This is a genomic window from Flavobacterium anhuiense (genome assembly GCF_004151235.1).
GTDB classification, from domain to species: domain Bacteria; phylum Bacteroidota; class Bacteroidia; order Flavobacteriales; family Flavobacteriaceae; genus Flavobacterium; species Flavobacterium anhuiense_A.
The window spans coordinates 163,843-177,966 of record NZ_JUIV01000008.1 but is presented as its reverse complement, the minus strand read 5'-3'; the positions used below and the strand labels follow the sequence as shown (position 1 = coordinate 177,966).

16 protein-coding genes are annotated in these 14,124 nt (G+C 33.0%); 12 read left to right on the top strand and 4 right to left on the bottom strand.

All coding sequences use genetic code 11. The features are described from left to right. Positions 1 to 730: 730 nt before the first annotated feature. Together NU08_RS12255 and pyrF are read right to left on the bottom strand one after the other, a co-directional pair. Entirely contained in the window at positions 731 to 1,531 is an 801-nt protein-coding gene (locus NU08_RS12255) for an ABC transporter substrate-binding protein (protein WP_129747367.1), read from the bottom strand. Positions 1,532 to 1,600: 69 nt separating this feature from the next. Continuing rightward, positions 1,601 to 2,419, bottom strand: coding sequence for an orotidine-5'-phosphate decarboxylase (pyrF, locus tag NU08_RS12250; protein ID WP_119789749.1), 819 nt, complete (start codon positions 2,417 to 2,419; stop codon positions 1,601 to 1,603). A 328-nt stretch (positions 2,420 to 2,747) separates the two neighbouring features. Between pyrF and NU08_RS12245 the strand changes: the two genes are divergently transcribed. From NU08_RS12245 to NU08_RS12195, 11 genes are all read left to right on the top strand, one after another. Further along, complete coding sequence (locus NU08_RS12245; protein ID WP_129747366.1) at positions 2,748 to 3,221, top strand: Dps family protein; 474 nt, start codon at positions 2,748 to 2,750, stop codon at positions 3,219 to 3,221. A 202-nt stretch (positions 3,222 to 3,423) separates the two neighbouring features. Further along, positions 3,424 to 3,609: a CsbD family protein gene (locus tag NU08_RS12240; RefSeq protein WP_129747365.1), complete on the top strand. Its 186-nt coding sequence runs from the start codon at positions 3,424 to 3,426 to the stop codon at positions 3,607 to 3,609. 158 nt (positions 3,610 to 3,767) lie between these two features. Continuing rightward, positions 3,768 to 4,319, top strand: a complete 552-nt coding sequence (locus tag NU08_RS12235; RefSeq protein ID WP_111365181.1) for a helix-turn-helix domain-containing protein — start codon at positions 3,768 to 3,770, stop codon at positions 4,317 to 4,319. 21 nt (positions 4,320 to 4,340) lie between these two features. After that, on the top strand, positions 4,341 to 4,790 hold the full coding sequence (locus NU08_RS12230) for a response regulator (RefSeq protein WP_129747364.1): 450 nt from the start codon (positions 4,341 to 4,343) through the stop codon (positions 4,788 to 4,790). 12 nt (positions 4,791 to 4,802) lie between these two features. After that, positions 4,803 to 6,590 carry a CHASE3 domain-containing protein gene (locus tag NU08_RS12225; protein ID WP_129747363.1) on the top strand — a complete coding sequence of 596 codons (1,788 nt, stop codon included), beginning with the start codon at positions 4,803 to 4,805 and terminating at the stop codon, positions 6,588 to 6,590. A gap of 134 nt (positions 6,591 to 6,724) precedes the next feature. Further along, entirely contained in the window at positions 6,725 to 7,294 is a 570-nt protein-coding gene (locus NU08_RS12220; RefSeq protein WP_129747362.1) for a DUF4142 domain-containing protein, read from the top strand. Between the two features lie 36 nt (positions 7,295 to 7,330). Next, positions 7,331 to 7,978, top strand: coding sequence for a porin family protein (locus tag NU08_RS12215; protein ID WP_129747361.1), 648 nt, complete (start codon positions 7,331 to 7,333; stop codon positions 7,976 to 7,978). A gap of 36 nt (positions 7,979 to 8,014) precedes the next feature. Further along, a complete protein-coding gene (locus NU08_RS12210) occupies positions 8,015 to 8,167 on the top strand; it encodes a lmo0937 family membrane protein (protein ID WP_111365189.1) in 153 nt (50 codons plus the stop codon). A 59-nt stretch (positions 8,168 to 8,226) separates the two neighbouring features. Continuing rightward, complete coding sequence (locus NU08_RS12205; RefSeq protein WP_129747360.1) at positions 8,227 to 8,511, top strand: YtxH domain-containing protein; 285 nt, start codon at positions 8,227 to 8,229, stop codon at positions 8,509 to 8,511. A 51-nt stretch (positions 8,512 to 8,562) separates the two neighbouring features. Further along, entirely contained in the window at positions 8,563 to 8,922 is a 360-nt protein-coding gene (locus tag NU08_RS12200; RefSeq protein WP_008462338.1) for a hypothetical protein, read from the top strand. 28 nt (positions 8,923 to 8,950) lie between these two features. Then, on the top strand, positions 8,951 to 9,319 hold the full coding sequence (locus NU08_RS12195; protein WP_129747359.1) for a hypothetical protein: 369 nt from the start codon (positions 8,951 to 8,953) through the stop codon (positions 9,317 to 9,319). A 312-nt stretch (positions 9,320 to 9,631) separates the two neighbouring features. On the opposite strand, the gene NU08_RS12190 is transcribed toward NU08_RS12195, so the two are convergent. Together NU08_RS12190 and prfA are read right to left on the bottom strand one after the other, a co-directional pair. Next, on the bottom strand, positions 9,632 to 10,963 hold the full coding sequence (locus NU08_RS12190; protein WP_129747358.1) for a DUF5723 family protein: 1,332 nt from the start codon (positions 10,961 to 10,963) through the stop codon (positions 9,632 to 9,634). A gap of 519 nt (positions 10,964 to 11,482) precedes the next feature. Beyond that, positions 11,483 to 12,559 (bottom strand): peptide chain release factor 1, encoded by a 1,077-nt coding sequence (gene prfA, locus NU08_RS12185; protein ID WP_119789747.1) that lies wholly within the window; start codon positions 12,557 to 12,559, stop codon positions 11,483 to 11,485. Positions 12,560 to 13,018: 459 nt separating this feature from the next. Between prfA and NU08_RS12180 the strand changes: the two genes are divergently transcribed. Next, positions 13,019 to 14,116, top strand: a complete 1,098-nt coding sequence (locus NU08_RS12180; RefSeq protein WP_129747357.1) for a heavy metal-binding domain-containing protein — start codon at positions 13,019 to 13,021, stop codon at positions 14,114 to 14,116. The last annotated feature ends 8 nt before the right edge of the window (positions 14,117 to 14,124 follow it).

Genomic DNA, 14,124 nt, shown 5'->3' with positions numbered 1-14,124 from the left:
TCCTAACAGGATTTTTTAAATTCCAATAAAAAATTCCAAATTCCGATTCTCGTAAAACTTCCCTTTTAGATTAAAATCCAAGTAAAACAAAAAAACAAATTCCGCTTTTTCGAAACTGGAAATTTGGAATTTCAAAATATTGGAATTTTTTAAAATATTTTAATATTAACTTATACCCAACAAAGTAATAACAAGACCTTAACAGCATAAGTTTGATATATGTCTGATCTTTGTACTGTAATAAACTGGTTATTTATTATTTTGGTTTTGGTTAGTTAAATAATGCCGGCGTCTTCGAGATGTCGGCATTCTTTTTTGGGCTAAATTTCAATAAAAAAAATTCCAAATTATCGAAACTGAAATTTGATTCTTAAGCTGCCTTACTTTGAATATAATTTTACCGCAAAGAGCGCAAAGTTTTTTATTTAAGAGTTTAACACAAAACGCAAAGTCCGCAAAGCTTTATGTAAAAACTTTGCGAACTTTGCGTAATTCCTTTGCGCTCTTTGCGGTTAAACTTTCAAGCTTCAAGTTGCTTGCTTTACTTTGAACATAATTTTAACGCAAAGAACGCAAAGTTTTTTCTCAAGAGGTTTTGCATAAAAACACAAAGTTCGCAAAGCTTTGTCTAAAAAACTTTGCGAACTTTGCGTGAATCTTTGCGCTCTTTGCGGTAAAAATTACTCGTCAAGATAGTAACTTGGAACCTGAAACTTGAAACAAAAGAAAACTAATTCTTCAATCTTTCATGAAGTAATTTAAAATACGGAAACGCCTTTAGCAATCTGCTGCCGTGCCAAGAGAACATTTCACCGTCAACAAAAATAGTTTTAGCATGATGCGTGAATCTTCCTATTTCGAAGGCATCTTCTTCTTTGAAAGGATACGGTTCTGATGAAAGGAAAACAATATCAGGGTCGCCTTCTAAACGCATTTTCTTTAATTCAATTTCAGGATAACGTCCTTTGTCTTCGTAGATATTATTAAAATGATTTAGTTTTAAGAGCTCATTGATATAAGTATCTTTTCCAGCTACCATATAGGGATTTTTCCAAATAAAATAAGCCGCTTTCTTTTCCTGTATGTCTTTTATATAATTTTTAAAATCGCTCAAGGCGAAAGCCAATTTGTCGTTCCATTTCTGGGCTTCGGTTCGGCAGTTGAATAATTGTCCGAAATCTGAAATCATCTGAAAATTATCTTCAATAGAAACAATATTCGTAACCCAAACTGGACAGATTGTGCTTAACTGTTCTACAATTTCAAGCGTATTTTCTTCTTTATTGCAGATAATAATATCTGGTTCTAAAAGCTTTATTTTTTCAAAGTGAATTTTCTTCGTTCCGCCAACAATCTTTTTGGTAGATTTAAAATGAAACGGATGAATACAAAACTTTGTTATTCCGATAATTTTTTCTTCCAAACCTAAATCATAAAGCAATTCGGTTTGTGAAGGAACAAGAGAAATAATTCGTTTTGGAGCTTTTTCGAAAGTATGAACCTTTCCTATTTGATCTGTTAGTTGTTTCATAGTTTTTAGTCGCAGTCGCCGTTTTCAGTCTCATTATGAACTGCGACTGAAAACCGAGATTGAAAACTTTTATTTATTAGCAATAATCTCAGCCATTTCTTGCTGCACTTTCAAAGCTTCTTCTCTAGCCTTTTCAGCAAAATCGGTTCCTTTTGAAGCGTAAATAATCGCTCTTGCAGAATTTACCAAAAGACCTACTTTATCATTCATTCCGTATTTGCAAACTTCAGACAGACTTCCGCCTTGAGCGCCAATTCCTGGAACCAATAAGAAACTATCAGGAACAATTTTTCTGATTTCGGTAAAATATTCTGCTTTGGTTGCACCAACAACGTACATCAAGTTTTCGCTGTTTTTCCAAGTTTTAGAAGTTTCTAGAACTTGTTTGTATAATTCTTTTCCGTTTGTGTTTAAAGTCTGGAAATCGAAAGCGCCTTCATTTGACGTTAAAGCCAACATAATCGTATGTTTGTTTTCGAAAGCTAGAAAAGGCTCAACAGAATCTTTTCCCATATAAGGAGCAACCGTTACACTATCAAAATTCAAGTCTTCAAAAAAAGCTTTAGCATACATGCTAGAAGTGTTTCCAATATCACCGCGTTTTGCATCTGCAATTGTAAAAATATCAGGATAATTTTCGTTGATATAATTAATCGTTTTTTGCAGAGACATCCATCCTTTTATTCCGTATGCTTCAAAAAAAGCTGTGTTTGGTTTGTATCCAACAGTCAAATCGTGAGTGGCATCAATGATTGCTTTATTAAATTCAAAAATAGGATCTTCTGTTTCTAATAAATGTTGCGGAATCTTTGTCAGATCTGGATCTAAGCCAACGCATAAAAATGATTTTTTTTGAAGAATTTGTTCGTGTAGTTGTTGTGTTGTCATATTCTTTTTTGCTTGTGCGGCAAAATTACAAATTATAATGGTTATTGAGTTAATGGTTGGTGGTTAATTGTTAATGGTTGATGGTTGGTGGTTGATGGTTGATGGTTGATGGCTGATGGCTGATGGTTACTGTTAAATGTTTGCTATTGTCAGGCTGAGCGGAGTCGAAGCCTCATTGTGCCCTTTGACTCCACTCAGGGTGACATTAATCATACTATATTTTAAATTATATCCCTAACATTGAATTCCTATAACATCTATCAAAAATTGTGTAATAGAAAAATTAGAATCAAAGGTAACTTTGAAATAAACCATTAAAAAGACAATTATGAGCCCAAATATCGGAATATCAGCAAAAAACTTAAAAAAAAGCGCCTCTATACTTGCTACGATTTTATCAAATGAAATGACTTTGTATGTAAAAACCAGAAAATTTCATTGGAATATTTCTGGAAATAGTTTTATGGAACTGCATAAATTATTTGAAGAACAATATCGCGTTCTTGAAGCTCAAATTGATGAAGTAGCAGAACGCATTAATCAATTGGGTGAAAAAACAATCGGCACAATGAAGGAGTTTATAGATAATTCTACTCTGAAAGAATCACCAAAAGAATATGCTTCGCAAAAAAACATGCTTTCTGAACTTTTAGAAAACCACGAACAACTGATAACAGAGTTTAGAGGTTATATTCCGGTTTTTGAAAACGAGACCAATGATGTAGGCTCAGCCGATTTTGTAACAGGACTGCTGCAGGAACACGAAAAAATGGCTTGGATCCTGAGAAGATACCAAGTTTAGTTATGAGTTATGAGTTATGAGTTATGAGTTATGAGTTATGAGTTATGAATTATGAGTTATGAGTTATGAATTATGAGTTGTAAATTTTTAATTTTTTCAATCGAAATGAAAATTATGCAACAGTCAGAAAAATAAATGTAACACGATCTTGGTTTATAATTTGCAATTTTACAATACAATAAAAAACTAAAAAAGCGATATCATGAATACTACCGAGATAAAAGGAAACTGGAACGAGTTGAAAGGAAAACTTAAGCAAAAATATGCAGAGTTAACAGATGACGATTTGATGTTTGCTGAAGGAAAAGAAGACGAAATGTACGGAAGACTTCATCAAAAATTGGGGAAAACAAAAGAAGAATTTCATCAAATCCTGTCAGAATTGTAAATCCTTGCAACTCAATCAGGGAAATACCGTCTAGTAAAAAATATTAGACGGTATTTTTTTGAAAATTTTATTTTAAAATCACAATTACTTGTAATTCTATATTATTTAAAAGCAAAAACACCAAATAAAATAAGTATCTTTAACCAAATTTCTATAAAATGAAACTATTTATAAAGTTCGACATTAATACCATTTGCTCTCTTTATTTAAAACAAAATTTGGAACAAAACAATGTAAATTTTACAACTTTAGGATTTGGCGAAATTGAGATTGAAGACAATCTTGATGCCGAAGCGTTGGAGAATTTAAAAAGCAAATTGGCTCCATGCGGTTTTGAAGTAGTTGAAAATCAAAAAAGTGTGCTTGTCCAAAAAATAAAAGATGCGATTATCGAACTTGTATTTATGGATGATAATAATAATTACAAAAGTTCTGTGTTTTTGGCTGAAAAACTAAACCACAGCTACGGATATTTATCAAATGTTTTCTCAGAAGTAACATATTCTTCTATTGAAAACTTTATTATTTTACAGAAAATCGAAAGAGCAAAACAGTTGATTATTATCAACGAAATGAGTCTTACCGAAATTGCTTTTTTACTAAATTACTCTAGTGTTGCGCATTTGAGTACACAGTTTAAAAACACAACCGGAATTACGCCGTCTGCTTTTCAGAGAATTATTAAGAAACGAAGAGAAAATTTAAAATAAAAACCCAAATACCACATTAAAATGCAAAAAAACGCATTACACATTTTATTGGCCGATGACGATGAAGATGACCGTCTTTTCTTTAAAGATGCATTTGAAGAAATAAAGATACAAACAAATGTAAGTTTTGTTCATGATGGGATGCAACTCATGGATCATTTAATGGACACCAACAATAAACTTCCAGATATTTTGTTTCTAGATTTAAATATGCCTAAAAAAACAGGTAAAGAATGTTTAATTGAAATCAAAAAAACGGACCACTTAAAAGATATAATTATTGCGATCTACTCCACCTCTTCTTCTGAAGAAGATATTGAAGATACATTTATTCAAGGCGCCAATATTTACATCAAAAAGCCAAGCGATTTCAATACACTCAAAAAAATCATTAATGAAGTCGTAACTGTAAACTGGCACTACCATACCTCTGGGTTAAACCGTGATAATTTCTTGCTGCGACTAAAATAAAGCATACCAATAATGAAGTGGATACCAAATTTTAATTCTTCAAACTCTTTGAGAGTTATTTTTGTAATCGCAGTTTTCATTCTGTTATTTCTTTCTTCAATTGCTTACAAACATAATCAGGACTTGAACGAATCAAGCAAACTGGTTATGCATGCCTACGAAATCAACATACAGCTCGAACGATTAATGTCGGCTATTAAAGATGCAGAAACAGGTCAGCGCGGGTACATCATTACCCGCAATGCTCGTTTTTTAACTCCTTACATCTATTCTCGCGACAAAGTAAACACATCGTTTATCAACTTAAAAAAACTGACTGCCGATAATCCGAAACAGCAGGATAATCTTCATAAACTTTTCAAACTCATTACCCAACGTTTCGTTTCTTTTGAAAACTGTTTAAAATATAGCGATCCAAAAACATACGATAAAAGAAAATTGGATAATCATATGTTTGGCGGACGCATTTTGATGGAAAACATTCGTTTTAAGGTGGACGAAATGAACGACATCGAAAAAGAGTTTCTAAAGAAAAGGCTTAAAATTTATGATTCTGAAATTTCTTTAAGTCCGCTATTTTCAATTTCATTATTCTTGGTGGCTTTGAGTTTTATCTTATTGGCTTACCGCCAAATCAGCCGTGACTTTGAAAGATTGAAAGTATTCAATAAAAAACTTTTAATTTCAACCGGTTTAATTTCTGAATCTGAAAACATTGGTAAATTCAGCACTTGGCAATGGGATTTAGATTCTGATAAAATTGATTTTTCAGACAATCAGTTCCGATTATTGGGTCTTGAGCCAAAATCTTTTGCGCCCAATAAAGCGACACTTTTAAAATATGTTCATCCAGACGATAAAGAATCTGTTGCTAAAGCAATTGACGGAATTGTAGAAAAGAAACACCTTCCGTTTGTGTATTATAAAATTGTGCGTCCAGATTTTGAAGTTCGTTATTTTAAAACAACAGGCAAATTAGTAACTGACCAGCAGGGAAGTAAAATTTTGCTTGGAATTAATTTTGACATCACAGACGAACATCTTTTAAATATTGAGCTTCAGGAACGAAATAAAGAGCTGGAGAAAAGCAACAAAGAACTGGCTTCTTTCAACCACGTGGCAAGTCACGATTTACAAGAACCGCTTAGAAAAATACAAACTTTTATTTCTAGGGTTTCAAGTGCCGATAAAGAAGTTATGTCTGAAAGCGGTAAAAATTACATTACCAAAATAGAAAGCTCGGCAAAAAGAATGCGTGTTTTAATAGATGATCTTCTTTTGTTTTCTAGAACCAACACCACCAAAAAGGAATTCATTAAAATGAATCTGAATGAACTTTTGGATAATGCCGAATCTGAGTTGGGTGAAGTGATTGAAGAAAAGAAAGCCGTAATTCAGCGTAATGGCAAACTTCCGAAGCTTTCTGTAATTCCGTATCAGATTGAACAACTGTTTATTAATTTAATTGGAAATTCATTAAAATACAGCAAACCAGATGTTGATCCAGAAATTTCAATTTCTAGCGAAAAAGTAAATTCTTCTGACTATCCTGAAATCTTAGAACAGTCTGTAAAGAAATTTCACAAAATCACTTTTACCGATAACGGAATGGGATTTGACCCTCAGTTTAAAGAAACTATTTTTATTCTTTTTCAGCGTCTGCATTCCAAAACAGATTATCCAGGAACCGGAATCGGATTGGCAATCTGCAAGAAGATTGTAGAGAACCATAAAGGTCATATTACAGCTGACAGCACTCTTGGTGAAGGCTCTGTATTTACGGTATTTCTGCCTGATTAAACTTCATTAAAAAAATACATAAAAAGCGTTATATAAATCCATTATGGGAATTATATAACGTTTCTTTTTTATGCTGTAAAGCAAAATCTTTCATTCGTTAGCATCTTTGTAATGTAATACTTTAGGAAGTAAAAATGAAAGCAATTCCCCTATTAAAGGCTGTATATTTTAAAGTCTTTTTCTTATTGGTATTAGTAGTCTGTGCGACGTCTTGCAGAAAAATTAATCCGATTGAAAATACTTTTAAAAACCAAGCTTTTGCAAAAAATGACAGAGAAGAAACAGAAGTCTTCTTTTTTATTTCGACGGCGAATATTAGCAAGTCAATTATTTCTAAAAGTCAAATTGCACAACAAAAAAGTTCAGATGTTATTGTTCAGGGATTAAGCAAAAGAATAGAAGTTCAAGAAAGCCAATTATTGGACGAAGTAACCAAAATGGCAACATCAAAGCTCATTGTTATTACCGAAATAAATGCCACGCACAAACGAGACCTGTACAACCTTATTGATGCCAGCAGTAATGATTTCGATACTATTTACTTAAACGCCATGAAAGAAGCCATGTCTGATCAGATCGAGCTTCTTGAGAAGATTTCTAGAGAAACAAACGATAAAGAAATACTTGAACTCGTTCTTAGATTTTTGCCAGAACAATATAAACTCTTACGAGAGACTGAAAGAATAAAAAAACAAAATGTATAAAAGCCTATTATCTATCTATTAACTAAATTTTTTACTATGAAATTACAAGCCAATTTTTTATGCGCCTTAACACTTTTTTTAACAGCATCATTCGGAATGCTGCACGCTCAGGACAATAATGTAAATACCGAATTCGGTGTAAAAGGAGGATTCAACATGTCTAACCTATATGGTAGCGGAGATGATGTAGATGACAACAATATTCTGTACGGATTTAATGCTGGGGTTTACGCCACACTTCCTATCTCAGATTTTGTTGCCATCCAGCCAGAACTTTTGTTTACCACAAAAGGTTCAAAATTAGAATACAATAGCGCTTTTGCAAGTGGAGATGCAAAATTTAGACTGAATTATATTGAACTTCCACTTTTAGTGCGAGTTAATGTTACTAAAAACTTTAACATTCACGCCGGTGGTTATGCTTCTTATCTAGTAAGTTCTAAAGTAAGCGGAAACGGTACTTTTGATTTTGACCAAGATATTGACACAGACGATCTAAACAAATTTGACGCAGGTATTTCTGCAGGTGTTGGGGTCGATTTTAACCCAATTAGCATAGGATTGCGTTACAATTATGGTTTGACCACTGTGGGTAAAGAAAGAACTGTTGCGGGAACTACATACACATTTCCTGATGCAAAAAACAGCAACTTGACATTATATCTTTCTTATAAGCTAAACTAAGCAAGAAATTGATTATTAACCGCTAAAATAAAAACCATGTCAAACTTATTATATACCATAGCAGTGATTCTGGTAATACTTTGGGCTCTTGGGTTCTTTGTTTACAGTTTCGGAAGCATTATCCACATTCTGCTCGTAATTGCCATTATTGCTGTATTGCTTCGCTTAATTAAAGGTCGAGAAGTATAAAAATCACAATTCATTAAATCAACAAATTATTAATATTAATCCATTTAAAATTATTTATTATGAAAACTAGTAGCACAATTTTAGGAATTTTAGGAGCCGCAGCGGCGGGAGCATTCATAGGTGTTTTATTTGCACCAGACAAAGGGTCAAACACAAGAAAAAAAATCAAAGATAAATCAAAAGATTACGGGGATAACTTGAAATCAAAATTTGATGGCATCGTAAACACAATCACTTCAAACGGTAAAGAAATTATCGAAGAAGGAAAATCTAAACTTAACCAAGTTAAAGAAGATTACAACACGCTGAAAGACGATGTGAAAACAGTAAAATCAAACTATTAATAGCACGAAAGTATTAATTAGTGAAATTTTCAAACCATAAAACCCTATATCATGGAACCAAATGCAACAACAAACGAGAATTTAAATCTTTATGAAAAAGCAGAAAACTATGCTAAAACAAGTTTAGAATTACTAAAACTAAAAACAGTATGTTCTGTTGCCGATGGTGCATCATCATTGGCATCTAAGATAGCGATTGGTATTGTTGTTGCATTTTTTACCTTGTTCCTGAACATCGGAATAAGTTTATGGATTGGTAAAGAACTTGGAGAGTATTACTATGGCTTTTTTATCATGGCGCTATTCTATCTTATTTTAGTGATTGTGGTGGTAAAATCTCATCATAAATTGATAAAAACCCCAATTGGAAATACGATCATCTCCAGTATTCTTAAAGAAACAAAAAACTGATTTAATTTATTAATAAACATAAAAGACTATGGAAGCCATTTACAATATTGATCAATTAAATCGAAAAATTGAGGAATTAGAAATTCGCCAAGATAAAGAATGGTGCGATATAAAAGACGAAATTGACGAGATTAAGAACAATTTAAAACCGATTAATCTGATTAGAAATACAGTCGAGGAAATCAACGAAACTGTCGGTTTTAAAAGCCATATCGCGCAATCGGCAATTAGTATCGGAATTGGTTATCTGGCTAAAAGATTTATTGTCGGAAAAGGCGATTCGATGTTCAAAGGAATCCTTGGTTCTATCGTTCAGCTTATTGTAACCAATCTAGTTTCGAAACCTCATCATGAATCTGAAGAAGAAGATTCTCAATACGAACCGTCTAGAGAGTAATTGTCTAACTTAATTTAATTATTATGGAAAAGCTTAGCGAAATAGTAATAAAAAATGGTGTATACGTTTACTCGAATCTATATAAATGTTTTGAATATACGAGAGTATTTTTAGGGGTATAGCTTTTTTTAAAGTTGCTAAGGTTCTGAGATACTAAGGTTCTAAGTTTTTTTTTAAAGATTCTGCGAATCTTATTTTCTTACTATCTTTTGAAACTCACAATCATATAAAAAAACAGCATCACTTTGTGATGCTGTTTTTTATGCGTTAAAGTAAAACTTAGAAACTTAGTACCTCAGAATCTTAGAAACTTCATCTATAATCCTGATAAATCGGCAATTTCAAACCTGCATAAATATTACAGGCTTTTGAATTATTGGAGAACAGACTCGAAAAAAGAGTTCCTGAACCAATAAATATTGGACCGGCTCTAAAACCAGCTCCGATTGCTGTTCCGCTGTATTGCATGTACGTTACAGGAACGTAGAAACTAAATTGTCTGGTTTCGTATCTTGGCGTAAAAGTTACCGAATTGGCAATTGCAGTTCCGTTTATTTTTTTGGCGTCTACCAGATTGAAATCACCGCTTAGGTTTAAGTAAAATCTTTGGTCTATATTCCAATCAAAATTGGTGTGCAAAGCAGTTGGAAGATTGGCTTTTACTCCTTTTTTAGAAGATATTTTGGTGTAGTTAGCATCGAAAAATTCAAAAATATCATCAGCATCGTCAATATCTTGCTGAGTCACTTTTCCTGTAATATTATAAGTATTCTCTATAATGTTTTTATAGTTTAGCTTTCCAATATCGGTTACAGAAGCCGCTGCTTTAAACTTATAGCGGTTTCCTGCACAAGTATGGCAATTGGTGCGATATTCGTATGTAAAACCCAAATCTACGCCTACTCCAGCCGAAGCAGCATCAAACTTTGCATCATCTCCGTTTGCGTAATCGTAGCTTGCAGCAGTCCTTATAGTTCCTGTCGAAAGATATTCGCTCATAGCAGGATCTGCATTGTTTTTATTGAAAGCTACGCTCACATCACTTCCGTTAATGTAGCCGTTTACTCCCGCCATTAAGTATTTTAAAGTAATTCCACCTTTAACAAAATGATCATCGCGATCCAATAGAATCGTTGCATAACTCGCCCCAATTTCAGCCCAAGAATTCGTAACCCCATTCGGATTCCCGCCTGTGATTAAAAAACTATTTGAAGCATCGACATCTTTGTTCACCTCATCAATAAGCTGACCGTTTATGCCAATAAGATTTGTAACGCTACGCACGCGCGTAAAAAGCGCCACACTATGAACAGGCGTGATATTCATCATAAAAGAAGGGCCGAGAATATCTACGTTAAAATTTCCTCTGTTATTCGATTTGAAAGTTTTGCTCGCATCAGTCGCCAAATCATAATCGCCGTCTAGTGCATCTAGAATATTAATTCCGTACAAATCATTTTGTCCCGTTCCGCTTGCCGAGAAAATCGTAACATCGGCACGATATTTAGAATCGACAACATTAGACGGATTAAATAAAACACTCTGAATTCCGGCAAAATTATCATCCCTGAATCCAAAATACGATTGCGACCGCGCATAAAAAAAGCTTCCAAAGAAGCAAAATAAGAATAAAGTTTTCTTCATAAATTAATGTTAGTTGGTTGATTGGTATGCAAATATGAAACAAAAAATAGTAATAAAAAATTTAACAAATGATATGTATGTTAAGTTTTTTCGATGAAAGTATAAGATTATAAGAACGATAAAAAAAGAAAGAAGGTTCTTTCTTTTTAGGCTCAAAGTAACAGAGATGCAAAGGTTTAAAGGTTTAAAGGTTTTGAAAAAATTTGCAATTTTTTCTATTATACTAATTCACAGAGAGAGAAAACCTTTGAACCTTTGCACAACAACAATACATTGCGTTCCAGCGGTTGAAACCGCTGGCTATGTTTTTTTTAAAGATGCTAAGGTACTAAGTTGCTAAGATTCTAAGTTTCTTCCAATCTTCCATATTTCTTTACACAAAAAAAGCCGAACAAAGTTCGGCTTTAAATATTTTGAGTTCATAGAGAAAAAACTCAGAACCTTAGTATCTCAGAATCTTAGCAACTCCGAAAAATATGTTCAAAGAAAAAAAACTTAGAATCTTAGCAACTTAGAAATTTAGTAAACTTCTGAAGCTTCCTTCAATTTCTCCATGTTATTAACCAACTGAAGCTCAGAAACAATTTTCTGAATATCACCATTCATGATATTTCCTAAATCGTAAAGCGTTAAACCAATACGGTGATCGGTTACACGACCTTGCGCGTAGTTGTACGTACGGATTTTAGCCGAACGGTCTCCAGAACTTACCTGAGAACTACGTTTTTTAGCATCTTCCTCTTGCTTTTTGGCCAATTCCATTTCGTACAAACGAGAACGTAATACCATCAAAGCTTTATCTTTATTCTTGTGTTGCGATTTCTCATCCTGACATTGCGCTACCAATCCTGTTGGAATGTGCGTTAAACGTACAGCCGATTTCGTTGTATTTACCGACTGACCTCCAGGTCCAGACGAACAGAAGAAATCTACACGAACATCGTTCATATCTACCTGAACATCAAACTCTTCAGCTTCTGGCAAAACCATAACCGTTGCAGCCGATGTATGCACACGTCCTTGAGTTTCTGTCTGCGGAACACGTTGTACACGGTGAACACCCGCTTCAAACTTCAAAGTTCCGTATACATCTTCTCCAGTAACTTCAAAAATAACCTCTTTGAAACCTCCAGAAGTACCCTCGTTCATATCTACAACAGATGATCTCCATCCCATAGATTCGCAATATTTCGTGTACATTCTAAACAAGTCACCAGCAAAAATACTAGCTTCGTCCCCACCCGTACCGGCGCGGATCTCCACCATAACGTTTTTCGCGTCTTCAGGATCTTTAGGAATAAGCATAAATTTGATTTCCTCCTCCAATTCTGGCAGACGTTCTTTTGCTTCATCCAATTGCATTTTGGCCATTTCCACCATTTCAGCATCACTTCCGTCAGCAATAATTTCGTTTGCTTCGTCGATGTTTGCTAAAACTATGATGTACTCTTCTCTCTTTTCAACAAGCGCTTTTATCCCTTTATATTCTTGGTTAAGCTGCTTATAACGTTTTTGATCAGAAATAACATCCGGCTGAATAATCAAATCCGAAATCTCATCGAAACGCTGCTTTACATATTGAAGTCTATCTAACATTTTCTAATTCCTTTTATTGGACGGCAAAATTACAAAATTTTTATCGAAAATTCTAGTGTTCATTTTTTGGGGAAGTTAAGTTGAATATTTAGTGGAATTGTAATGATTTTTAGGAGCTGTTTCCTGTCCCGATAGCTATCGGGATTAATATCTTTTTAGGTAGAGAATTTACGGTTTAATAAGCTCTTTTTTCGTTTGCCTAAAAAGGATGCCGCTTCTATCAGGGCTAGGGCTTTGGTTTTCTTAATTATGTTTACGGTTTTCCGTAAAATTATTTCAACTTCAAAAGTTATTTTAGCAAACATAATTGTGTAAACCAAAAAGTATTACACTAAATAAAATAGGTATTTTTACTTGAACATCAATTTAAAATTATGGCGATGTTTGCTTTTGTAATTTACAGAATAGACAAGACAAAAAGATACTCCTATAATCACGACAAACATAAAGATCTAAAATATGGCAAATCCAAAAGACATTTTAGTTTTAACTACATCTTCCGCAGAAGGACTAAAAATAAAAAAACATTTAAAACCAGTTTCTGCTCATATAGTAGCGGGAACAAATCTATTTAGTGATTTTCTTGGAGGAATGGCAGACGTCTTTGGTGGTCGTTCGAATACATATCAAAAACAATTATCTTCACTTTATAACGAAGCAATTGAACGTATAAAATATAATACACACGAAATCGGAGGAAATTGTGTTATTGGATTAAATATTGACATGGACGAGATTTCTGGAAAAGGAAAATCAATGTTTATGTTAACTGCTATTGGGACAGCTATTATTATTGAAAAAGATGAGGATTTAAATTTACTATCTCATACAAAAGAAAAGTTTGAAAATGTCGGATTAGAAAGAATAAATAATTTAAGACAAAGAAGAGAAATTATAGACAAAGCTGAAAAACGGGAACTTACTTATGATGATGAAACTTGGAGTTTCGCAACGTCTAATCAAGTTTATGAAATTTTCCCTTTCATCCTTAGGAGATATTCCAATATAATTGAAAACATTAATTCAACGGAAGATTTATATAATAAGTTCAATAAAAACTTTAAAAATTATATTGATGCCTTAGAAGAAAACAAAAAGATAAGTCTACTTTATGATACAATCGAGAATGAAAGCAACCAAAAGATAGCTTTGTATTTATCAAAAGTAATTAACGAATTAAACTTATTTAATCATGAAAAGAATGAAGTTTTACTTAAAAATTCAGATTTTAAAAAGCAGAAAATAGGATTAAAAATTACGACCTATGACAAACCATTTTACAACAAAAAAGATATTGAAAACTTTGATTTAGCAAAAACTTTTATAAGTTCGACTTTTAAAGAAAGAGGAGAATTCACTACTAAAAAACAGATTCTATCATCAAAAGAAAAAGACGTTTGGAATTGTGAATGCGGAAATAAATCAGTTGAAATTGGGGAGTATTGTGGGAACTGTTTTAATGACATTTATGGCTTTGAAAGAAATGAAATGAAACCGGATGAAATAATAAAATATATTGATAAAAAAATCGAATTAATAAACGAATACTTAAAGTAATTTTTTCA

Coding starts and splice junctions, on each gene's coding strand:
- NU08_RS12255 (WP_129747367.1), bottom strand. CDS start 1,531: ATGAAACAACTAACAGATCAAATAGGAAAGGTTCATACTTTCGAAAAA.
- pyrF (WP_119789749.1), bottom strand. CDS start 2,419: ATGACAACACAACAACTACACGAACAAATTCTTCAAAAAAAATCATTT.
- NU08_RS12245 (WP_129747366.1), top strand. CDS start 2,748: ATGAGCCCAAATATCGGAATATCAGCAAAAAACTTAAAAAAAAGCGCC.
- NU08_RS12240 (WP_129747365.1), top strand. CDS start 3,424: ATGAATACTACCGAGATAAAAGGAAACTGGAACGAGTTGAAAGGAAAA.
- NU08_RS12235 (WP_111365181.1), top strand. CDS start 3,768: ATGAAACTATTTATAAAGTTCGACATTAATACCATTTGCTCTCTTTAT.
- NU08_RS12230 (WP_129747364.1), top strand. CDS start 4,341: ATGCAAAAAAACGCATTACACATTTTATTGGCCGATGACGATGAAGAT.
- NU08_RS12225 (WP_129747363.1), top strand. CDS start 4,803: ATGAAGTGGATACCAAATTTTAATTCTTCAAACTCTTTGAGAGTTATT.
- NU08_RS12220 (WP_129747362.1), top strand. CDS start 6,725: ATGAAAGCAATTCCCCTATTAAAGGCTGTATATTTTAAAGTCTTTTTC.
- NU08_RS12215 (WP_129747361.1), top strand. CDS start 7,331: ATGAAATTACAAGCCAATTTTTTATGCGCCTTAACACTTTTTTTAACA.
- NU08_RS12210 (WP_111365189.1), top strand. CDS start 8,015: ATGTCAAACTTATTATATACCATAGCAGTGATTCTGGTAATACTTTGG.
- NU08_RS12205 (WP_129747360.1), top strand. CDS start 8,227: ATGAAAACTAGTAGCACAATTTTAGGAATTTTAGGAGCCGCAGCGGCG.
- NU08_RS12200 (WP_008462338.1), top strand. CDS start 8,563: ATGGAACCAAATGCAACAACAAACGAGAATTTAAATCTTTATGAAAAA.
- NU08_RS12195 (WP_129747359.1), top strand. CDS start 8,951: ATGGAAGCCATTTACAATATTGATCAATTAAATCGAAAAATTGAGGAA.
- NU08_RS12190 (WP_129747358.1), bottom strand. CDS start 10,963: ATGAAGAAAACTTTATTCTTATTTTGCTTCTTTGGAAGCTTTTTTTAT.
- prfA (WP_119789747.1), bottom strand. CDS start 12,559: ATGTTAGATAGACTTCAATATGTAAAGCAGCGTTTCGATGAGATTTCG.
- NU08_RS12180 (WP_129747357.1), top strand. CDS start 13,019: ATGGCAAATCCAAAAGACATTTTAGTTTTAACTACATCTTCCGCAGAA.